At 62.0% G+C, this 21,806-nt stretch carries 19 protein-coding genes; 12 read left to right on the top strand and 7 right to left on the bottom strand.

Annotated elements, in window-relative coordinates:
- Positions 1–9 precede the first annotated feature (9 nt).
- A complete protein-coding gene (locus H163_RS0116455; protein ID WP_019965707.1) occupies positions 10–387 on the top strand; it encodes an Mth938-like domain-containing protein in 378 nt (125 codons plus the stop codon).
- A 94-nt stretch (positions 388–481) separates the two neighbouring features.
- A complete protein-coding gene (locus H163_RS0116450) occupies positions 482–1,327 on the top strand; it encodes a phytoene/squalene synthase family protein (protein ID WP_019965706.1) in 846 nt (281 codons plus the stop codon).
- 29 nt (positions 1,328–1,356) lie between these two features.
- Here H163_RS0116450 and rsmA read toward each other — a convergent pair whose 3' ends face one another.
- The 6 genes from rsmA to lptF form a co-directional block, all read right to left on the bottom strand.
- The gene (gene rsmA, locus H163_RS0116445; RefSeq protein WP_019965705.1) at positions 1,357–2,199 is read right to left on the bottom strand and encodes a 16S rRNA (adenine(1518)-N(6)/adenine(1519)-N(6))-dimethyltransferase RsmA; all 843 of its coding nucleotides are present in this window, start codon (positions 2,197–2,199) and stop codon (positions 1,357–1,359) included.
- Positions 2,200–3,228, bottom strand: a complete 1,029-nt coding sequence (pdxA, locus tag H163_RS0116440) for a 4-hydroxythreonine-4-phosphate dehydrogenase PdxA (RefSeq protein WP_019965704.1) — start codon at positions 3,226–3,228, stop codon at positions 2,200–2,202. It lies immediately after the preceding gene.
- Positions 3,229–3,250: 22 nt separating this feature from the next.
- Positions 3,251–4,177 carry a peptidylprolyl isomerase gene (locus H163_RS0116435; protein ID WP_208975424.1) on the bottom strand — a complete coding sequence of 309 codons (927 nt, stop codon included), beginning with the start codon at positions 4,175–4,177 and terminating at the stop codon, positions 3,251–3,253.
- Positions 4,178–4,417: 240 nt separating this feature from the next.
- A complete protein-coding gene (locus tag H163_RS0116430) occupies positions 4,418–6,808 on the bottom strand; it encodes an LPS-assembly protein LptD (protein WP_019965702.1) in 2,391 nt (796 codons plus the stop codon).
- Complete coding sequence (lptG, locus tag H163_RS0116425; RefSeq protein ID WP_019965701.1) at positions 6,809–7,900, bottom strand: LPS export ABC transporter permease LptG; 1,092 nt, start codon at positions 7,898–7,900, stop codon at positions 6,809–6,811.
- Positions 7,901–7,905: 5 nt separating this feature from the next.
- A complete protein-coding gene (gene lptF / locus H163_RS0116420) occupies positions 7,906–9,093 on the bottom strand; it encodes an LPS export ABC transporter permease LptF (RefSeq protein ID WP_019965700.1) in 1,188 nt (395 codons plus the stop codon).
- Between the two features lie 210 nt (positions 9,094–9,303).
- On the opposite strand from lptF, the gene H163_RS0116415 reads away from it, so the two are divergent.
- The 5 genes from H163_RS0116415 to H163_RS0116390 all read left to right on the top strand — a co-directional run bounded on the left by H163_RS0116415 (position 9,304) and on the right by H163_RS0116390 (position 15,291).
- A complete protein-coding gene (locus tag H163_RS0116415) occupies positions 9,304–10,803 on the top strand; it encodes a leucyl aminopeptidase (RefSeq protein WP_019965699.1) in 1,500 nt (499 codons plus the stop codon).
- 62 nt (positions 10,804–10,865) lie between these two features.
- Positions 10,866–11,486 carry an FMN-binding negative transcriptional regulator gene (locus H163_RS0116410; RefSeq protein WP_019965698.1) on the top strand — a complete coding sequence of 207 codons (621 nt, stop codon included), beginning with the start codon at positions 10,866–10,868 and terminating at the stop codon, positions 11,484–11,486.
- Positions 11,487–12,040: 554 nt separating this feature from the next.
- Entirely contained in the window at positions 12,041–12,493 is a 453-nt protein-coding gene (locus H163_RS0116400; protein WP_019965696.1) for a DNA polymerase III subunit chi, read from the top strand.
- A 402-nt stretch (positions 12,494–12,895) separates the two neighbouring features.
- Positions 12,896–13,993, top strand: a complete 1,098-nt coding sequence (locus H163_RS0116395) for a carboxynorspermidine decarboxylase (protein WP_019965695.1) — start codon at positions 12,896–12,898, stop codon at positions 13,991–13,993.
- Positions 13,994–14,052: 59 nt separating this feature from the next.
- Positions 14,053–15,291, top strand: coding sequence for a saccharopine dehydrogenase family protein (locus H163_RS0116390; protein ID WP_026355951.1), 1,239 nt, complete (start codon positions 14,053–14,055; stop codon positions 15,289–15,291).
- Positions 15,292–15,751: 460 nt separating this feature from the next.
- On the opposite strand, the gene H163_RS0116385 is transcribed toward H163_RS0116390, so the two are convergent.
- Complete coding sequence (locus tag H163_RS0116385; protein WP_019965693.1) at positions 15,752–16,990, bottom strand: UbiH/UbiF family hydroxylase; 1,239 nt, start codon at positions 16,988–16,990, stop codon at positions 15,752–15,754.
- Between the two features lie 194 nt (positions 16,991–17,184).
- On the opposite strand from H163_RS0116385, the gene H163_RS0116380 reads away from it, so the two are divergent.
- The 5 genes from H163_RS0116380 (at position 17,185) to uraH (ending at position 21,806) form a co-directional block, all read left to right on the top strand.
- Positions 17,185–18,129, top strand: coding sequence for a DUF2182 domain-containing protein (locus H163_RS0116380; protein WP_019965692.1), 945 nt, complete (start codon positions 17,185–17,187; stop codon positions 18,127–18,129).
- A 317-nt stretch (positions 18,130–18,446) separates the two neighbouring features.
- The gene (locus H163_RS0116375) at positions 18,447–19,163 is read left to right on the top strand and encodes a CDP-alcohol phosphatidyltransferase family protein (protein ID WP_026355950.1); all 717 of its coding nucleotides are present in this window, start codon (positions 18,447–18,449) and stop codon (positions 19,161–19,163) included.
- A 165-nt stretch (positions 19,164–19,328) separates the two neighbouring features.
- Positions 19,329–20,309 (top strand): quinone oxidoreductase family protein, encoded by a 981-nt coding sequence (locus tag H163_RS0116370; protein ID WP_019965690.1) that lies wholly within the window; start codon positions 19,329–19,331, stop codon positions 20,307–20,309.
- A gap of 36 nt (positions 20,310–20,345) precedes the next feature.
- Positions 20,346–21,308 (top strand): LysR substrate-binding domain-containing protein, encoded by a 963-nt coding sequence (locus H163_RS0116365; RefSeq protein WP_019965689.1) that lies wholly within the window; start codon positions 20,346–20,348, stop codon positions 21,306–21,308.
- Positions 21,309–21,455: 147 nt separating this feature from the next.
- Positions 21,456–21,806, top strand: a complete 351-nt coding sequence (uraH, locus tag H163_RS0116360) for a hydroxyisourate hydrolase (protein ID WP_019965688.1) — start codon at positions 21,456–21,458, stop codon at positions 21,804–21,806.

Here is a 21,806-nt window from a genome sequence, read left to right as displayed (position 1 = left end):
GGCGGTTTCATGGAAATCCGCAAGGCTCACTTCCCCGGACGCGCGCCCGTCGACTCCTATGGAGGCGGCGGGTTCCGCTTTGCAGGCATGTCTCATCACGGTTCCATTCTGTGCCTGCCAAGCGGCATTCACGGCTGGGACGTGACGGGTATGGCTGGCCTCACCCCCGGGGCTTTCTCCAGGGTTCTGGAGCAGGCAGAAGACATCGAAGTGCTGCTGATCGGCACCGGCAATGAGCTCAAGCCTCTCGGAAGTGAGTTGCGCGCCCTGTTCCGCGAGGCCGGGATCAAGGCCGAACCCATGTCCACAGGCGCGGCCGTGCGCACGCTCAACGTCCTTCTTTCGGAAGACCGTGCGGCGGCTGCAGCGCTGATTGCGGTGGAATGATCTGTCAAGCAGCACCGGGCGGTGCCGTGTGATCCGGCTGCATCCGCAGTTCACCGCTCTGGTCCACGCTGGAAAGAGGCCTATCTAGGCAAGAATGCAGACGAATTTTGACCACGCACAGGCGCTGGTGCGCCAGTTCGACCCTGACCGCTATCTGACGGCATTGCTCGCACCGGACGAGCATCGCGGCGGGCTTATGGCCCTTTATGCCTTCAACATGGAAGTGGCACGGGTGCGTGAGCTGGTGCGGGATCCTCTGCCCGGCGAGGTCCGCCTGCAGTGGTGGCGGGATTTTCTTGCCGGCAGCGCGCATGGTGATGCCAATGCCAACCCGGTGGCCGCAGCACTTGCCAGCACCATTGAGCGCTACCGCCTGCCTGTCGCGGCCTTGCAGGGGCTGATTGATGCGCGCGTCTTTGATCTTTACGACGATCCCATGCCAACCCTGCATGATCTGGAGGGCTATGCCGGAGAGACGTCCTCCGCGCTGATGCAGCTGGCCTCGATCATTCTGGCGGGCGGTGATGAGGCCGGCACGTGTGACCTTGCGGGACACGCGGGCGTTGCCTACGGCCTTACGGGGCTGCTGCGTGCTCTGCCCTGGCATGCGTCCCGGCGGCAGCTTTATTTGCCAGCCGATGTGCTTGACCGGCATGGAGTGGACCGGGAAACCCTGTTCCGGGGTGAGGCAACGCCCGAGTTGGGGGCAGCTCTGGCCGAAATGCGCGAGCATATCCGCCACCATCTCGGCCGCGTGAAGAGCCTGAAAGCGGTCTGCACGCCTGCGATCGTGCCAGCCTTCCTGCCGGTTACGCTTGTCGAGGCGTTTCTGGAGAAAATGGAGCAGAAGGGGTATGACCCGCTGCGCTCCGAGGTCTCCCTCTCCCAGCTGCGGCGCCAGTGGCTGATCTGGCGCGGTGCCCGGCGTCTGCTGGGCTGACCGGGTCAGCTTCTGACCAGGCGTTTCGATCAGGCCTCGGCAAAGCGCCGGGCCAGCGCCACGAAACCGGCGATATCAATTTCTTCCGCCCGTGCCGTCGGGGCAAGACCGCAATCGCTGATGCGCGTCTCTGCATCCGCCTTCAGCCCCTTCAACGAGGCACGCAGCATCTTGCGGCGCTGACCGAAGGCCGACGCCGTCACCCGCTCCAGGTCCTTCAGATCACAGGGCAGGGGCGTAGGATTGGGCGTGAGATGCACCACCGATGAGGTGACTTTCGGTGGTGGGGTGAAGGCCTGCGGATTGAGGTCGAACAGGATCTTCGCCCGCGTCCGCCAGCCCGCCAATACGCCCAGCCGGCCATAGGGATCATCCTCAACCGTGGCCACGATCCGCTCTGCCACTTCCTTCTGGAACATCAGCGTCAGCGATTCCCAGAAAGGCGGCCAGGTGGGGGAGGTGATCCAGTTGAGCAGGAGCTGGGTGCCAACATTATAGGGCAGGTTGGCGACGATCTTGACCGGATAGCCTTCGCTCAAGGTGGCCGGATCAATTGTCAGCGCATCGGCTTCGAGCACCTCCAGGCGGCCCGGATAATGCGCCGAGATTTCCGCAAGGGCCGGAAGGCAGCGGCTGTCCTTTTCGATGGCAACCACCTTGCGCGCGCCGCTGGCCAGCAGCGCACGGGTCAGACCGCCTGGGCCGGGGCCGACCTCGACCACCGTGCAGGCGGACAGGTCACCGGCCGAGCGCGCGATGCGGGATGTCAGGTTGAGGTCCAGCAGGAAATTCTGACCGAGCGACTTCTTCGCGTCGAGGCCATGGGTGCGGATGACCTCACGCAGGGGGGGCAGATCGTCGATCTGGCTCATTCAAGATTCTCCGGCAAGATGCTCCGGCTCAGCCAGTACGGCAGCCATGCGCAAGGCGGCTGCAAGGCTCTGCGGCCGTGCCTTGCCTGTTCCTGCAATATCGAAAGCCGTGCCATGATCGGGCGAGGTACGCACGAATGGCAGGCCGAGAGTTACGTTTACGGTGTCATCAAAGGCGATGGTCTTGACCGGGATCAGAACCTGGTCGTGATACATGCCGAGCACGCAGTCATAGGTCTTGCGCGCCTCCGGATGGAAGAGGGTATCGGCTGGCCAGGGGCCACTGACATCCATGCCCTCGTTCCGCAGCTGCTCAAGGGCAGGGGCAATGACATCGATGTCTTCCCGTCCCATGCTGCCGCCTTCTCCGGCATGCGGGTTGAGCCCGGTAACGGCGATGCGTGGCCTTGAAAGGCCAAAGCGTTGCCGGAAGTCCCTGTCCACGATGCGTGCGGTCTCAAGAATGAGGTCAACCGTTAAGGCAGCGGGAACGGCACTGAGGGGAATATGGACGGTGACAGGCACCACCATCAGTTCAGGCCCCGCCAGCAGCATCACGGGTGTATGGGGCCCGGCCCCAAACTGTGCGGCCAGCTCTCCCAGATATTCGGTATGGCCGGGATGGCGGAAGCCCGCGTCATAGAGCGTCTTCTTGGCGATGGGATTGGTGACGACGGCAGCTGCCCGGCCTTCGCGGACATCGGCCACACATGCATCAATCGAAGCTATTACGGCGGCGGCGGTTGCTGAATCCGGCGTTCCCGGCAGATCAGCCACGCTTTGACCGGCCGAAACCACCGGAAGCGCGCTGGAGAATGCTTCGCAGGCATCTTCCGGTGCAACTTCGATGATGGGCACGTCGAGGCCAAGCCGCGCGGCTCTGCTGCGCAAGAGATCGGGATCTGTCCGGACATAGAAGGGCGGCAGCACCATAAGGCTCCGCTCTGCCCAGCATTGCAGGGTTACATCCGGTCCGATGCCTGCGGGTTCGCCGCTTGTCACGGCAAGCGGAAGACGGATGTCAGCCATCGGCGGAGCCTTGCCCGGTTTGTTACCTGTAGGAAATCACAGACTGGCGGCGCAGATCCTGGATGTAGCGCCGGGTCAGCTGCTCGCCTTCCTTCTGGCGCAGCTCGTCCTCGATCTCGGTGCGGGCCGCCACATCGGACGTCAGCTCCCGCTTGCCGCAGACAGCGATCATCTCAAGTCCGCGCGGTGTGACTTGCGGAGGTGTGAGCTGGCCAACAGCCGTCTTTGCAATCACATCCTTCATGTCGGCCGGAAGCTCGGTTTCCAGGCGGAAACCGACGGTTTTGACCACGACCTCGCTGTAGGCGCGGACCTGATCGGAACTCTGCTCACAGGTGGTGAAGCTCTTGCGCAGCTGCTCGGCTTCCTTCTTGCGCTGAGCCTTGAAACCGCCGGATGCCTTTTCAGGCACCACGAAGATCACCTGCTCGAGCCGGTACTCGATGCTCTTCAGCGGCTCATCCTTGCCGCTTTTCAGCTTCTGAAGCTGCGCGGCAATATCGGATTCGCTGACGGAGACACGGCCCTGAAAACGCTGGCGCAGGATCTGGGACCATGCGATTTCCGTGCGCAGGCGGTCACGAAGCGTTTCCGGGTCAACTCCGCTCTGGCGCAGAGCCGCTGCAAGATTGGCGGGGGTGAGCTTGACGCGGGATGCAATCGTGGCAAAGGCATCGTCGACTTGTTTCTTCGACACGGTGATTCCGTAGCGCTTGGCTTCCTTGAGCTTCAGCACTTCGTCGATGAGTTCATCCTGTGCGGCCTTCGTTGCCGCCGCACCGCTCTTGCGTTCGGTCAGGGAAATGAGACGGGCGCGCTGCCCGATCTGGAACGAGGTGATGGCCTGGTCATCCACAACCACCTTGATGGCGGACTGGGCATAAACGCCGGCAGGGTTTGCCGCCACAAGGCAAAGAGCGGCGCAGGCGATCATCAGTGATTTTTTCATCTCATCCCAGCCGGCACGTGATCCCGGCGTCTCCCTTATGACGTCGTGGACATGATTTTGACGTGTAACGATGTTCAAACCAGTCACGGTCAGTCGTTCGATCCACGCAATGCCCTGAAACAATGGCCAAATTGAGCCGTTTACGCAAGTGCTGGCCACCATTTCGTGAACGATGGGCAGAGAACTTTCCCGGTGAGGCCGGATGCGCGAAAGGCAGCATGAAGGCTGCCTTTCGTTCTGTCACTCGTTGGCAGAGCTTGAAACCTGCGTATCGCCGATGGTGCGCAGACCAAAGCGGAAGAAGACAGTCCGGTTCACCGGCTCGCCATTGTTGCGGCTGCGATCCTGCTGATACGACAGGGACAGGGAGAAGCCCTCGTCATCATAGCCAAGGCCGCCGGAATCCTGGACAATGTTCTCATTCTTCAGATCATAGCGCACGCCGCCAAAGAGGCGCCAGTTCTCCGCAATCCGCAGGCTGCTCGAGGCCAGAATTTCTTCCCGGTCCGCATTGATGCCAAGCTTGGGCTGCTTGTCCATGAATGCATAGGCAAGGGTGCTGACAACAGGGCCATAGCTGCCGGTTGCCTGCACCTGCAGGCGACGCACGGAAAGATCCTTCTCGTCGAACCTGGCCTGCGAACCGAGCGTGACTCCGCGCCGCGTATCCAGCGCGAAGCCTGCCACATAGTCGGATTCACCGGTCTCAAGGCCTGACTCGAGTGTTGAGCCAAACAGATCCGGCTTGGCAAAGGAGTTCCGGCCAGACAATTGGAAGGACCTGCCGAACAACGTACTCAGATACTCGCCGCTATCAAGCTGGAACTTGTAGCTTAAGCCAAGGTTTGCACGGCTTCCGCCTTCTGCACGATCGTAGCCCGAGAACTTGTCATAGGCGAACAGGGTTGTCGTGTCGAAGACAAGGCTCTGGGCATCTTCGTTCGGCAGTTCCCCAATGCGCTGTTCATCCGGGCGCACAATGATCTGAGCAATGGGCTCGATGATCTGGTTGCCGCCGCTGAAGCTGGCGATGAAGGGATACCGGTACTCCAGGCCCACAGCAGGCATGACGCGGCCAACAAAGGCCTCATCCGTCAGCGTGGTGACGTTCTTGTCCTGTGAGCCAAGGAAGAACAGATCGCCGCGCACATAGGCAAAAGGCGTGAACATCTGTCCGATCGGATCGATCAGGGTACGCCGCCACTGGGTGTTCATGCTCCAGCGCGAGAATGTTCCGTCCACACCGCGGTAGCGGTTCTCGCCATTAACAGAAAAGGCGTCGGTTTCGGCGCGAGTCAGGCTGGTGAAGTTGCTCTTGAACGACAGCTCTCCACCTGCGATCGGTTGATCGAAGACGTAATTGACATCGGCAACCGGGAAGACGAACGGCTGCTTGTCCTGCAGCTTCGACCCCACCCGTTCGAACGGACCGATGGGTGCATTTGCGGTGGTGTCGTAGTCTTCCTGAGAGATCGAGAAGGCGTAGGCATGGACGCTGATGGCGTTTCTCTGCCAGTTCCGGGAGAGGGCCACCTCAGAAAGATCGCTGGCGCCGCCGATGTTCAAGCGCTGATAGTCCGACAGGAAGGAGCGGTCCGACTTGTAGGTCAGGTTCCATGTCAGCGACCAGCTGTTGAAGAGGATATAGTCACCCTCCGTGTGCAGCACGCCGCGCCAGGTCCGGTTCCCACTCTTGGTCAGGAAGGCGGAGGGATCTTTCTGCGAAATGAGCGCGCCCGAAATCAGGTACTTGCCCTGTTCCAGCTCCTGGCGCCACACGGCGGTTCCCAAAGCCCCCTGCTCGGTAAAGCCGGTAGCGGCAACAGTCAGGTCATAATGCGGATTGAGCGCCCAATAATAGGGCACGGTCACGCCATAACCCAGATTGGACGAAATCGAGGCTATCGGCGTCAGGAAGCCGGACTTGCGTTTGACGGATGGGTCCGGCATCGACAGGTACGGAATGTAGGCCACCGGCATTCCGAAGAATTCCAGCCGGGTGTCCTCGAACCGGACAACCTTTTCCTGCTGATTGTGGATGATCTTCTGCGCACGCAGACGCCAGAGCGGTGGCTTCTCTGCAGGCTGGCGCGTGTACACTGTGTAGAGACCATTGTTGAAGGTCGTTACGTTACTGCCTTCGCGATTGGCACTCTCAGCGATGAACCTGGTGCGCTGGGGCGAGTCCACCTGCAGCGAACGGGCGAAGCCTTCGGCGAAATTGTCCGTAAGCTCCATCTCCTGCGTCGTGATGATGTTCCCATCAGGTTCCGCCATTTTGACGTTACCCTTGGCAAACATGCGCGCAGACCCGCGGTCGAAGATCACTTCGTCCGCTTCCAGCGTGTAGCCGTCGTAGAAAATCTGCACCTTGCCGCGCGCCAGAATCTTGTCCCGGTCGTAGTCGTAGGTGAGATCATCGGCCTCCAGCAGCATGTCTGCGTTCGGATTGACGTTCGTCGATACGGACGCAGACGTGGGAGACTGTGCAAGAGCAACAGGCGCTGCCCAGGGAGCCGTGATCAGCGAGCAGGCAATAACGGTCCCGAGGCCGCGAATCATAAGACCGCGAGCCGGGGCACATGCACCTTTCTTCAGAAAGCGCGACTTGAGACGCATGATATCCGCCATTTAGCCGTCTTCCTGATTGAGCAGGATCGTCAATCCCATGAGAACTCCAAACACACCTGGGGCCCAGGCAGCTACCACCGGCGGGACTATGCCAGCCCCTCCGAGATCGCGTGCGAGCTCAGAGAGAACGTAAAGCACGAACCCGGCGGCGATTCCACCCAGAATCATCTTGCCGAGCCCACCAAAGCGCGAAACCTTTAAAGAAACTGCTGCTGCGATGAGAACCATCGCTAATAAAAGCAGGGGACGGGCCAGAAGCGTTTGATATTGCAGTGTATAGCGATAGGCAGGCAGGCCTGCGCGGCTGGCCAGTTCGATGAAGCGGGGCAGGTTCCAGAAGGAAATTGATTCGGGCGAGCCGATGCTCTCCCGCACTTCGGTCGGAGTCAGGAATGTGCTGACCCGATAGGTGTTGTGGCGCTGCGGATCGGCATTGGTGCGGTAGACAGTCGCGTCCTTGAGCACCCAGTAACCTTCGTTCAGCTCGGCTTCCCGCGCTTCGATCCGCTCATCAAAGCGGCCTTGGCGATTGAAGGTGAAGATGGTCACACCCCGCAGGATGGTGCCTTGTGCAAGAAGCTGGTCGGCATTGAGAACGGATTCTCCATCCAGGCCATCCTGACGCATCCAGACGGCATTGGTCGTCTGCAGCAGAAAACTTTCCTCACCGCCAAAGAGACCGGCTGCCACCTGATCTGACTGCTGCTGCATCCAGACGGCGACGGGATTGTAAACGACAACCGAAAGTACGCCGAGGATGAGCGCAACCATGGCTGCCGGCGCGCCGAACTGCCAGACGGAAATGCCGGCCGCCCGTGTGACGACCAGTTCCAGGCCGCGGCTCAAGGTGACGAAGGCCGAAATTGCGCCGAACAGGACAGCAAAAGGGATGACCTGTTCGAGCAGGAGGGGCACGCGCAGAAGCGAAATGATGCTGACACGCAGGACGGACAGGTCTCCCTGCTCACCGGCACGGCGAAGGAGCTCCAGCACATCGAACAGGAAGATCAGGATCGCTGCGAGCAGGAACAACCCGAGGATGGACCGCAGAAACCGCCGCGAGAAATAGAAGGAGAGGGTGGCTCCCAGCATGAGGTTCAGGCTCCCTTCGACATGCGGCGGCCAGCGAGCCTCGCCTGGGTGCGTTCGCTGAAGTCGGTGATCCGTTCGATCAGCCTCGCAAGCCAGTGCGGCGCCGCGCCCGTATCGGACTGAAGGATGAACCAGGCGGGCAGGATGATCCCTATCACAGGCACAACATAATAGGCGGCGATGAGGGCTGCCTCACTGCCTGCAAGTGAGGTTGCGCCGAAGCCTGCCGTGCGCAGCAGGATGCAGCCTGCAAGCGCGCCCAGCAAGGCAAGCCCCCGGTCCTGCCGTGTTGTGCGCGCCTGTCCCAGAAACGCGAACACAATCAAGCCGAATGCAATGGCATAGAGCGGCTGGCTGAACCTGTTATGCAGCTCGGCCTTGATGCGCAGCGGATAAAGGCGGGCGAATTCATCCGGCTCGGGATCGTGGATCAAAGCCCAGGTCGGACGTTCGCTTGCCTTGTAGACTGGCTCTGCCGCATCCGGGATCAGGCTCGAAAGATCAAAGGCGTAGGACTGGAAACGGACAATCGATATGTCGCCGCTCGTCTTCGGACGGCGCTGGATCGTGCCATTCTGCATCACCAGCAGAGTAAGGCCTTCCATCTCCACAATGTGTCCGACCTCTGATTCATATGTGAAAATCGTCGCCGGATCACGGGTGTCGTGCAGCAGGAGGCCGTCCAGCGCACCATCACCGGAGCGGTTGCGGATGTGGAAGGTCAGGCCATCTGCCATGGAAATGAAGCGGCCGGGCTTCACGATGTTGGCCACAAGATCTACCCGCACCCGCGTGATTTCATCGCGCAGCCGCGCCAGCCCCTCCGGCGCAACATAAAGCGACATCACCCCGGTGAGCAGGCAGATACCAAGAGAGAAAATGAGCACAGGCCGCAGCACGAGATAGCGGGAGCCGCCGGTGGCATTGATGACAATCAGCTCGCTGTCACTCGACAAGGCGTTCAGGACGAGGATCAGGGCAATCATCAGCGCGAAAGGCGCCACGATGACCACCAGAAACGGCATCGCCAGCATCGTGATGGAGATGAACTGGACGATGGTCTGCCCTTTGGACGTGACCAGATCCAGCTGGCGCAGGGCCTGCGTCGCCCACACCACGCCGGTCATGGCAGCGAGGGTCATCGTGAAGACGAAAACAGACCGGCGGATGATGTAACGTTCGAGTGTCTTCATTCTCTCTGCCGGACTGCAATGCGGTTGGACCGCAGACCTGTCACATCCGATCATGGCAATTGAATGCCACCGGAGGCTGGCCTGCAGCTGACTGCCCGCCTGCAGATTTATTCGGCAAAGGCTTGCTGCACAAGGCATATCAGGCCACATTGATGGAATTTGCAGCATCCTGGCCCGTCTTTTACGGGCGGGTGAACCCAAGATGGAAAAATGAACAAGCTTACGAAAATCCAATTCGGCAAGGCTTCGGCTGCGCCGGCTCCTGCCGCTGTCGTTCTGGCCGATGATTCTCTGACCGCCGGCCCGCTGGCCGCAGGCCTGCTGGATGCGCTGCCGGGCGGTCTTGCCCGGGCGGCCGGTGCCGGCGGCTTCAAGGGCAAGCGCGGCTCGAAGCTGGATCTCGTGGCTCCCGGCGGGCTTGATCTCGACCGTCTTTTCGTCTTCGGCCTCGGCAAGGCGCAGGACATGCAGGACACCGACTGGCTGAAGCTCGGCGGTTCCGTGCAGGCGGCGCTCGCCGGCGCCCGTGCCGCCGATGCCATCGTCTATCTGGAGCTTCCCGGCGGTGGTGAGGTGAGCGCAAATGCGGCTGCCCAGTTCGCGCTCGGGGCAAAGCTGCGCTCCTACAGCTTCGATGCCTACAAGACAAAGAAAGATGAGGATGGCCAGCCGGTCGAGCTGACGCTCAATATCATCGGCCCGGAATCCAAGGCTGCCAAGAAGGCCTTCGCAGATGCAGAGGCTGTCGGCGAGGGTGTTCTGCTTGCGCGCGATCTGGTCAATGAGCCGGCCAACGTGCTCGGGCCCGTGGAATTCGCAGACCGCGCTGCGAAGCTCGAAAAGCTCGGTGTGGAGATTGAGATCCTCACCGAAAAGGAAATGAAGAAGCTGAAGATGGCAGCGCTTCTTGGTGTGGCGCAGGGCTCTGTCCGCCCGCCGCGGCTTGTCATCATGCGCTGGAACGGCGGCAAGAAGGATGAGGCCCCGGTCGCTTTCGTTGGCAAGGGCGTCGTGTTCGACACCGGCGGTATTTCCATCAAGCCCGCTGCAGGCATGGAAGACATGAAGGGCGACATGGGCGGGGCCGCGGCCGTCACCGGTCTCATGCATGCCTTGGCTGCCCGCAAGGCAAAGGTCAATGCCATCGGCATCATCGGTCTCGTCGAGAACATGCCGGATGGCAATGCCCAGCGTCCCGGTGACATCGTGCGTGCCATGTCCGGCACGACGATCGAGATCCTCAACACGGATGCCGAAGGCCGCCTCGTGCTGGCCGATGCGCTCTGGTACACGCAGGAGCGCTTCAAGCCGAAGCTCATGATTGATCTGGCCACCCTGACCGGCGCCGTCATCATCGCCCTTGGCAACCAGAATGCAGGGCTGTTCTCCAACAACGACGAACTGGCACAGCGCCTGTTTGCTGCTGGCGAGACGACTGGCGAAAGCGTCTGGCGTCTGCCGCTGTCCAAGGCCTATGACAAGCTGATCGACACCCCCAATGCGGACGTGAAGAACACCGGCGGGCGGACCGCTGGCTCCATCACGGCCGCACAGTTCCTGCAGCGCTTCGTCAATGATGTGCCCTGGGCGCATCTGGATGTGGCCGGCACGGCCATGGGCTCCGTCAAGGACGAGATCAGCCAGGGCTGGGCGTCCGGCTTCGGCGTGCGCCTGCTCGACCAGCTGGTGCGTGACCACTACGAAAGCTGATACAGGTCCGGGGCGGCGGCCTAGCTGCTGCCGCCCCTGCTTAACTTCTGCCGGGGGAGGCGATGTATACGCCCGCGCATTTTGCCGAAGCCGATCCCGATGAAGTCGAGCGCCTGATCAGCGCATTTCCGCTGGCGGCGGTGGTGGCTGATGCGCCGGGCGGGCTTTGTGCCAATCATCTGCCGCTCTTGCGGTCCGGTGACAGGCTCACCGGCCATGTGGCGCTGGCAAATGCCATGCACGAAGAGGTGCCGGACGGTGCGCCGGTGCTGGCCATTTTCCAGGGCGGGGACGCCTACGTCAGCCCCAATTGGTATCCGGGCAAAGCCGAGACGCACCGGGTGGTGCCGACCTGGAACTATCAGGTGGTGCATGTCCATGGCCATATCCGCTGGCTGCGGGAGCCCGCCGCGAAACGCCGGGCCGTCAGCCTGCTGACCAGCCGCCGCGAAAAGGCGCTGAACGGGGAAGGCGCCTGGAAGATGGGCGATGCCCCGGCCGACTATCTTGAGGACATGATCAGCAAGATCGTTGCGCTGGAGATTTCTGTCGTGCGGATCGAGGCAAAGTCCAAGCTGAACCAGAACCATCCCGAGGCAAACCGCCGCGCCGTCGCGCAGGAACTTGCCGCACACGGACAGGATGAGCTTGCAGCTGCGATGCGCCGCAAGAGCGGCGAGTGAGGCGCTGCAGGTCAAGCGCGGCGCATTTTATCCACAGGTTTTCAACAAAAAACCCGCCGGTTTTCCAGCGGGTTTTCAGACCACTTCTTCACAGGATGCGGAAGCTCCGCGAAGCCGGGACAGGTGCTCAGCAGGCCTTGTAGGACTGGCACTGCGTGGTGTTTTCCGTCACCACCAGCCCAAGTGCTGCTGTTGCCCCGGCCAGACCCATGACCACTGTGAAGAACAACGCAACGCGAACAAGCATGAAAACCCCCGGGGAAACGGCCGCAAACGGCCCTGAAACTTCTGCGCCGGTTCATTCAGAATCGATCTGAATGTTTTCCGGTTTATTCACCGTACCAGCCGCGCATTTGCGAGCGGTTAATGCTAGATGCCGGGTGCCTTGTCTATCGGGTTACGTCACACTCTGCCGGATTGCCCCGGAATGTTGCGCGGCAGCATCACCATTGTGGCGATGCCGTGACAAAGGGCGCGGTGCCGGATGCAATCGGGGCGAAGGCATGGCACCCTGCCACCCGGATGAACTCCGGGAAACACATGAGGAATCATCAGTGAGCACGGAAGTCCTGTTCTACCATCTGACCCGCCAGCCGCTGGAAGACGTGCTGCCGGGCCTGTTGATGAAATGCCTGGAGCGGGACTGGAAGGCCGTGGTGCAATGCGGCTCGGATGAGCGCTGCGCCGCATTGGATGCGCATCTGTGGAGCTTCTCCGATCATGAGTTTCTGCCGCACGGTACCATCGCCGACGGCTTCCCCGAGCATCAGCCGGTGTTCCTGACCACAGGTCCGGACAATCCCAATGGGGCTGAGGTGCGTTTTCTGGTGGACCGGGCCGCGCCGCCCCCCATCGAGGGCTATGGCCGTGTCGTCGTCATGTTCGATGGCAATGATCAGGAAGCTCTGGCCGAGGCCCGTCAGCACTGGAAGCTGTTCAAGGGGCAGGGGGCTGAGGTCACCTACTGGCAGCAGCGCGATGGCGGCGGCTGGGAGCGCAAGGCCTGAGGCTGCCTGCATTCCCGGCGCATTGTCATCTTCCTCTGCCGGAAGGTTCGCGGCTGCTTGATTGGCCGGCTCAAGAAAAACATTCAGCGTGCTTTCGTAACCTCTACCGTCTCTTTCGTTTTGCTGTGCCACCTCTTGCAGCAGCGGCACGCTCCGGCATGTGTTGAAAATCAGTTTTGAATTTTTCTTGCGTTACAGCGCCCATGGCTTTCTGTTTTTTACAGGGGCGTCCCGCGTGAGGCCTTGCAGCGGGGCTTTTCCTATTTGCCCTTTGGCACGGAAAAGACGTCTAATTCATCCCCGCGTACCGATTTTCATTGAGTGTTGCGGCCAAAGGGGGTACAGCCCCCCCGCAACAGGTTTTGTCCCTGTCCTCAGGACCGGATCCGCAAAGGGCACGAGATGATTTCCACCCCCTATTATCTGATCGACAAGTCGAAGCTTCTGCCGAACATGGAGAAGATCGCATGGCTGCGTGAAGCCTCCGGCGCAAAGTCGCTGCTTGCGCTCAAGTGCTTTGCGTCCTGGTCCGTGTTCGACTTCATGTCCCACTACATGGACGGCACCACCTCGTCGTCGCTCTATGAGGTGAAGCTCGGCCGGGAGAAATTCCCCGGCGAGACGCACGCCTATTCTGTGGCCTATGCGCCGGATGAGATCGACGAGGTGATTGCCTCGTCCGACAAGATCATCTTCAACACCATCGGCCAGCTGGAGCGTTTCGAGAGCCAGTCGGCAAACCATGTGCGCGGCCTGCGCGTCAATCCGGGTGTATCCACCTCGGACTTTGATCTGGCTGATCCGGCGCGCCCGTTCTCGCGCCTTGGCGAGCATGACCCGGAGACGATCGCAAAGGTCGCGGACAAGATCACCGGCTTCATGTTCCACAACAACTGTGAGAACGCGAATTTTGACCGGTTCGACGGCATGCTCGGCCATATCGAGCAGCGTTTCGGCTTCCTCATCCGCCAGATGGAATGGATCAGCCTCGGCGGCGGCATTCATTTCACCGGCGAGGGCTATCCGCTGGAGAAGTTTGCCGAGCGGCTGAAGCGCTTTGCGGGCGAAAACGAAGTGCAGGTCTATCTGGAGCCCGGCGAGGCGGCGATCACAAAGTCCGCCACGCTGGAAGTGACCGTGCTGGACACGCTGCACAACGGCAAGAACCTTGCCATCGTCGACAGCTCCATCGAGGCACACATGCTGGATCTGCTGATCTACCGGCAGAGCGCCAAGGTTGAGCCCAATGCGGGTGATCACGAGTGGATGGTCTGCGGCAAGTCCTGCCTTGCGGGTGATATTTTCGGCGAGTTCCGCTTTGAAAAGCCGCTGGCTGCCGGTGACCGGCTCTCCATTCAGGATGCAGCGGGCTACACGATGGTCAAGAAGAACTGGTTCAATGGCGTGAAGATGCCGGCGATTGCGGTGAAGGAACTGGATGGCTCCGTGCGCCTTGCCCGCGACTTCACCTATGACGATTTCACGGCGGCCCTGTCGTGATTTCAGCCTCAGCTTGAGGCTGTGCAACCCTTAGAGACCCAAGGAGGACTATGGGCGAAATGAAGCGCAACGTACTCATCATCGGCGCCGGTGGCGTAGCGCAGGTTGTCGCGCATAAATGTGCGCAGAACAACGACCTGCTCGGCGACATTCATATTGCTTCGCGCACCGTTGCGAAGTGTGAGCGGATTCTGGACAGCGTCCGCGAAAAAGGCAGCCTGAAGGTCGAGGGTGTTCTTCAAGCCCATGCCCTCAATGCGATGGACACTGCCGCCGTTGCGGACCTGATCCGCAAGACCGGCGTGCAGATTGTCATCAACGTCGGTTCTGCCTTCGTCAACATGACCGTGCTGGAAGCCTGCATCGAGACCGGTGCGGCCTACATGGACACGGCCATCCACGAAGACCCGAAGAAGATCTGCGAGACGCCGCCCTGGTACGGCAATTACGAGTGGCAGCGCCGCGAGCGCTGCGCTGAGAAGGGCGTCACCGCCATTCTGGGCGTCGGCTTCGACCCGGGCGTCGTCAACGCCTATGCGCGCCTTGCCATCGACGAATATGTGACCGAGCCCGAGTCGATCGATATCATCGACATCAACGCCGGTTCGCATGGCCGCTGGTTCTCCACGAACTTCGATCCGGAGATCAATTTCCGCGAGTTCACCGGCACGGTCTATTCCTGGCAGCAGGGCGCCTGGCAGTCGAACAAGATGTTCGAGGTCGGCAAGGTCTGGGACATGCCGGTCGTCGGCGAGCAGCAGACCTACATGACCGGCCATGACGAGGTGCACTCGCTCTCGGCCAACTATCCGCAGGCGGACGTGCGCTTCTGGATGGGGTTCTCCGACCATTACATCAACGTCTTCACCGTGCTGAAGAACCTCGGCCTCCTGTCCGAACAGCCGGTCAAGACGGCGGAAGGCGTGGAAGTCGTGCCGCTGAAGGTGGTCAAGGCCGTGCTGCCGGACCCGTCCTCGCTCGCGCCCGACTACACCGGCAAGACCTGCATCGGCACGCTGGTGAAGGGCAAGAAGGACGGCAAGCCGGCCGAAGTGCTCGTCTTCAACGTGGCCGACCACAAGGAAGCCTACAACGAAGTCGGTTCGCAGGGCATCAGCTACACCGCCGGCGTGCCGCCGGTCGCTGCCGCCATGCTGATCGCCGACGGCACCTGGGACGTTGGCGCGCTGAAGAATGTCGAGGAGCTTGACCCCAAGCCCTTCCTCGCCATCCTCAACCGCATCGGCCTGCCGACCGAAATCAAGGACGCCTCCGGCACCCGGCCCTTCACGGCCTGACCCGGACCGCACCGCAAGACCTTCTCAGGCCTCCGGGAAACCGTGGGCCTGATTTGTATTCGGGGATATGGATTGGGTGCTCAAACGGCTAGACGCCATGGCCGTTGAAGGTGACGAACGAGCCACGCCACCCGCTCCGTCATGCCACGGCTCGGCCGTGGCACCCATGCCGTTGCCTCTCCACCCAGCAAATCATTCGTGTTTTGTCCCCGTGCGGCGAGCTCGGGGAATGGATGCCACGGTCAAGCCGTGGCATGACGAAAGCGGGGAGGGCATGCCGTGCGGGGAGACAGCGCAGCGGGGAGAAGACAGTACGCCGGGGAGGCAGAGCGGCGGGGCGACCGTACGATGGAGGCAGGGGGCCTGATGCCTGGGGCAAGGCTTGGGGTGAGTAGAGCAGAGCGCTCAACCCACCCTCCGTCATGCCACGGCTTGACGGAGGTGGGGAGGGGCGCTCCCGTCAGAACGGCAGCAGCCGGGTTGCCTTTGGCGTAATCCCCTCGCGCATCAGGAATTTGCGCAAGGGCGGGAAGCGGCCGGCGGCGTAGAGGCCGAGGGAGCGCAGGGCCTGGACGGGGAGCATATCCGTCAGCAGCGAGCGGTTGAGGAGATCCACCGCCGTGGTGCGGCTGGTGATGTCCGGCTTGCGGGCGCTGTCATAGCGGGCGAGCGTCAGAGCGCTGCCCACATCCTCGCCGCGGGCCTTCGCCTCGCCTGCGATCCGGGCGAGATCGGCCACATCGCGCAGGCCCAGATTGAGCCCCTGCGCACCGATGGGCGGGAACACATGCGCCGCCTCGCCGATGAGGGCGCAGCGGTTGGCGGCGGCTTTCCTGGCGATCATGCCGCTGAGCGGATAGACCTGACGCGGGCTGGCAATGCGAAAGGCGCCGAGCACCGAATGGGCGCGCCGTTCCAGCTCCACCGCCAGCGCGCCATCTTCATAGGCCTTGAGATGGGTGGCCGTTTCCGGCGTGACGACGCAGACGAGCGACGACATGCGCCCCGGCAGCGGCACCAGCGTGAAGGGGCCTGTGGGGGTATGGAATTCGGTGGAGACCGAGCCATGCGGCCGGTCATGCTCCAGGTTCATCACCAGCGCCATTTGCGGATAGGACCATTCGCGGATATCAATCCCGGCAGCCTGCCGCACCATGGATTTGCGGCCGTCGGCGCCCACGGCAAGGGCAGCCGTCAGCGTGGTGCCGTCTTCGAGCGTCAGGCGCACGTCTGTTTCGGCAGGCTCCAGCTTCGCAAGGCGGGTCCTGATCCATGTGAGGCCGCCAGCCGCGTTGATTGCAGCTTCCAGCTCCGCGTTCAGCTCCCGGTTCAGCACATTGTAGCCGAAGGCCTCCAGTCCGAGCTCCGAGGCATCGAAGGTGGTTTCGGGCGCGCGGATCAGGCGGCGGGTGTCGTCGATGAGGCGCATATGGGCCAGAGGTGCAGACCGGCCCGCGAGCTTGTCCCAGACGCCGATTTCGTCCAGCAGGGCAACAGAGGCCTGCAACAGAGCTGTGGTGCGGGCGTCTTTGGTGTTCACCTCCGGCGCGACGAGAACGGTGCGCAAGCCCCTGCGGGCGAGCAGCAGCGCAGCGGTCATGCCGGACGGGCCCGCACCAATGACGGCAGCGTCAAAATCCGTGGTGCGGTTCTGGCCCTCTGCCTTGTCCATCGTGCCTGCTGCGGAAGCTGTGTTCATGTCTCTTGCCCGATCTGTGGCCTGATCTTTTGACCTGTTGAGGACAGGATGGTGCCCCATGAGCGAAATGCAAGGCCTTGACCTTGCGCAAAGCGTCGCGCCCCGCGCCGGGGTAAGGGGTATGGCACTGACAGGCAAGTGCTTTCGCTGCAGGGGCCGGAACACTTGACCGGTGGACGGCAGGAGCGGACAAGATGAGCAGCAGTGCGCCAATGCCTGAGAACGTCAAGGCTAGGGAAGCTGGGGAAAAGACCGGGGGCAGCGATGCATCCGGCGGACGCCATCTCGTCATCCTCCTGTGCAGTCTGCTGGCGGTGGCCGGATGGCTGTATCTTGCTGCCGTGCTGGCCTCCATGGTTCCGGTCATGGACATGAGCGAAGCCGGGCCGGGCATGGGGCTCTTCAACGCCTTCAATATTTTCGACGGATTGCCGAAGGATGTCCGCGCTGCACTTGCCGTGCTGTGCCTTCCTGCTGGCGCCACCACATTCGGCATGCCCTCCGAGCACTGGGGGGCGGGCGGAGCGGCGCTTGTCTTCCTCATGTGGATGATGATGACGCTGGCCATGATGCTGCCATCGGCAATGCCGGTGTTTCTGGCCCATGCGAAACGCCGAGCTCATGCCGTCTCCGGTCCTTCTGCCACGGCGACGGTCAGCCTGCTGGCGCTCGGTTATCTCACCATCTGGACGGCCTATGCGCTTGCCGCGACGCTGGTTCAATGGCTGCTGACCGGCTATGGCCTGCTGTCGTCCATGATGGCCCCGGTGTCGCTGGTGTTCTCGGCGACGACGCTCATCGCCGCCGGGCTGTACCAGTTCACCCCGGCCAAACAGGCCTGCCTGCTGCGCTGCTGGTATCCGCGCTGGTCAAGCCCGGCCACCGGTGGATCTGCCGTTTCTTTCTACCGGGAAGGCCTCGTTCAGGGATTGGCGTGCCTTGGCTGCTGCTGGGCGCTGATGACCGTGATGTTTGCGGTCGGCATCATGAACATCATCTGGGTTGGGCTGCTCGGGGCGGTGATGGCATTGGAAAAGAACCTGCCGAGCCGCTGGTTCTACAAGGCCACCGGCGTTTTCCTGCTGCTCTGGGGGCTGTCCCTGATGGGGGCGACGCTGGTTCTCAGCGGGAAAATTTGAGCTGAAATTCGCAGAAATCCGCCGGTTTTCCGGAAAATCCCGCATTGCTGCCTGTCATGATATTGAAATATTGCCCAAACAGGTGCATTGATCTTGCTTGCGCAGGTGTGAGCCGGGCGTGGTGGGAACCAATGCCCAGGTCGCGTGTTTAGTCACGGATGCGGGCAGGGGCGTGCCAGCATCCGGTTCAGAGAACCGGTTTGGCAGGTTGTTGCCTGCCGCGCGCAAGAAGCGTGAAAGCGTGGACAGATGTGCCGTTGAAGGCACCGGCATCCGGATTGCCGCAAGGCAGGCCGGGCGAAGGGAAAGTGAACGCCGTGACTGACATTACCCCTGAAAAGCGGTCCCATGTGCCGGCGCTGTTCCTTATTCATGTGCTGACAGCCTCCGGCGCGCCGATTGCTCTTGCTGCGCTCCTGGCTGGCGCACGCGGCAACTGGCAGGAAATGTTCGTCTGGCTCGGCCTTGCGCTGGTGGTGGATGGCATCGACGGCCCCCTGGCGCGCAAATACAACATCGCCGAACGGCTGCCGCGCTGGTCCGGCGCCTCGCTGGATTTCGTCATCGACTACGCCACTTACGTCTTCCTGCCCGCCTTCGCCCTGGCCGCCGGTCCCATGCTGGACCGCCCGTGGAACTGGATCTGCGGTGGCCTCGTCGTCTTCACCGGTGCGCTTTATTTCGCCGACAACGGCATGAAGACCCATGACAAGGCGTTCAAGGGCTTCCCGGCCTGCTGGAACATGGTCGTCTTCGGCCTGATGCTTCTGTCGCCCTCGCAGGGCTTTACCATTGCCGTTGTTCTGGCCTGCTGCCTCTTCACCTTCATGCCGGTGCGCTTCGTCCATCCGGTGCGCGTCAAGCGCTGGCGTCCGCTGACGCTGGTGATGACCGCTGTCTGGCTTGCTGCGGCCGGCATCGGCCTGTGGAACGAAATGACCCTAAGCGAGCCGATGGCCTGGGTCTTTGGCATCTCCAGCCTTTACCTGCTGACGGTTTCGGCCGTGCATCAGGCGCTGGAACGCTACGCCTGACCGGAAGGCAGCACGGGCCGCTTTCACGTCAGAAAGCAGCTTTCCCATTGAGCGGTATTGCCTTTATCCTGCGCGCGACAATGCCGTGTGCGGGATCAGCCTTGTGCTGCCCGCAGACATGAGCTGATTTTGCCGCAACGGCGCAAATGATCTGGAGGAGACATCATGGTTCATGCCATCCGCATTCATCAGACCGGTGGTCCCGAGGTTCTGACCTGGGAGGCCTTCGAGCCGGGCAAGCCGGGGCCGGGTGAGGCGCGGGTGCGCCATGAGGCCGTGGGGCTGAACTTCATCGATGTCTATTACCGCACGGGGCTCTATCCGGCGCCGAACGGCCTGCCTTTCATTCCCGGCAACGAGGGCGCGGGCGTGGTAACCGAGGTGGGCGACGGCGTGTCCCACGTGGCGCCGGGCGACCGGGTTGCCTATGTCGGCCCGCTCGGCTCCTATGCGCAGGAGCGCCTTGTCCCGGCTGACCGCCTGGTGAAGCTGCCGGAGACGATTGCCAGCGACGTTGCCGCTTCCATGATGCTGAAGGGCATGACGGCGCGCTACCTGCTGCGCCGCACCTTCAAGGTTGGCCCTGGCTCAACCATCCTCTTTCATGCCGCTGCCGGTGGTGTGGGCCTCATTGCCGGTCAATGGGCCGCACATCTGGGCGCAACGGTGATCGGCACCGTCGGCTCGGACGAAAAGGCGGAACTCGCCAGGGCCAATGGCTACACCCATGTCATCAACTACCGGACGGAGAACTTCGTCGAGCGGGTGAAGGAGATCACCGGCGGCAAGGGCTGCGATGTGGTCTATGATTCCGTCGGCCGCGACACCTTCCCCGGTTCGCTCGATTGCTTGAAATTCATGGGCCTCTTTGCTTCCTTCGGCCAATCCTCCGGCCCGATTACTGATTTCAACATCGGCATGCTGGCGCAGAAAGGCTCGCTGTTTGCCACCCGCCAGACGCTGTTCAATCACATTGCCGCCCGCTCCGACCTTGAGGAAACGGCGGGTGAGCTGTTTGACGTGGTGGAGCAGGGTGTCGTCTCGATCCAGATCAACCAGCGCTACAAGCTGTCCGATGCTGCCACCGCGCACCGGGATCTGGAGGAGCGCAGGACCACCGGCACATCGGTGATGCTGCCCGAATAAGGCTGGCGGCATTTCGGGCTGAAGAGGTGAGCGGGCATGGAAACCGGGCGCAAGCCAGCCGAACCTGACCGGTCGCGCAGTCTCTATGCGCCCGCCATGCGCTACTTTGCGGCTGTCGCCGCAGCCGGATCGATCCGCGCTGCAGCGCGTCAGCTGAATGTTGCTTCCTCTGCGGTGAACCGGCAGATCCTGTGGCTCGAAGAAGCGCTGGACCTTGCCCTGTTCGAGCGTCTGGGCCGGGGCCTGCGCCTGTCGCCTGCAGGCGAGGTGCTGCTTGCCCATGTGCGGCGCACATATTCCGATTTTGAAGGCACGGTGGCGGAACTGGACGCCCTGAAGGGCCTGCGGCGCGGCACCGTGTCGGTTGCGACGGTCGAAAGCGTGGCCGATTCCATCCTGCCGCAGATTATCGGCTCCTTCCGCAAGTCCTACCCCGGAATCCACGTGTCCGTGACGGTGACGAGTGCCCTGCAGGCGACCGGCATGGTGGAACGGGCAGAAGCAGATATCGGCTTTACCTTCGATCCGCCGCGCACATCCGCTCTCACGACCGCTTTCGCCCATGAACTGGTGATCGGTGCCGTGATGACGCCGGATCATCCGCTGGCCAGCCATGCAGGGGATCTGACACTGGCCGATTGCCTGCGCTATCCGCTGGCGCTGCCTGCCAAAGGCCTGTCGCTGCGCACCCGCATCGATGCTGCGCTCGCCCGCCTGCCGGGCAACATCCGCACCTATGTGGAAGCCAATTCCCTCAGCTTCATGCGGGCGCTGACGCGGCGCGGGGCGGTGGTCAGTTTTCAGACCAAGATCGGGCTTGAAGCAGATCTCGCTGGCGGGCTTCTGGTCTTCCGGCCCTTGGGTGATGCGCCGCTTCAGGCGGACCGGCTGGCAGTCGTCACCTCTTCGCTCAGGGCATTGGGGCTGGCGCCGGGCATGTTCTACGATCATGCCATGCTCGCCATCAAAGAGCACTTGCCGTTGATTGATGCCATTTAGGCATCGCTCCGCCCCCTAATCGGTTCTATTGTTTCCCCGGAAAGTAAGGCAACCTCAGGGTTGAGAAATTGCGGCTGGCGCGGGGCGCCAGCCAGCCCGGGCTTGCGGACGCGCGGCAGCCCGGGGCCGGACGAGAGGGAGAGCAGAATGGGCCGTCTGACCACGCATGTCCTTGATACCGCCTTGGGCAAGCCTGCGGCAGGACTTGTGATCGAGCTTTGGGCGGTGGAGCCGAAGCCCTCGCGCCTGCGCCGGGTGGAAACCAACGCCGATGGCCGGGTTGATGGGGCTATCCTGGAAGGATCGGAGTTCGGTCCCGGCATCTATGAGCTGCGGTTCTTTGCCGGAGATTACCTCAAGGCCAGCGGCGCGCCGGTGACGGAGCCTGCCTTCCTCGACATGATCCCGATCCGTTTCGGCATTTCCAATGCGCGCGAGCATTATCACGTGCCGCTGCTGCTCTCGCCCTACGGCTATTCGACCTACAGGGGGAGCTGA

This window comes from Pannonibacter phragmitetus DSM 14782 (genome assembly GCF_000382365.1).
In the GTDB taxonomy this organism is placed as follows: Bacteria; Pseudomonadota; Alphaproteobacteria; order Rhizobiales; family Stappiaceae; genus Pannonibacter; species Pannonibacter phragmitetus.
Note: the sequence above shows the minus strand (reverse complement) of the source record. Positions and strands in the feature narration are given on the sequence as shown.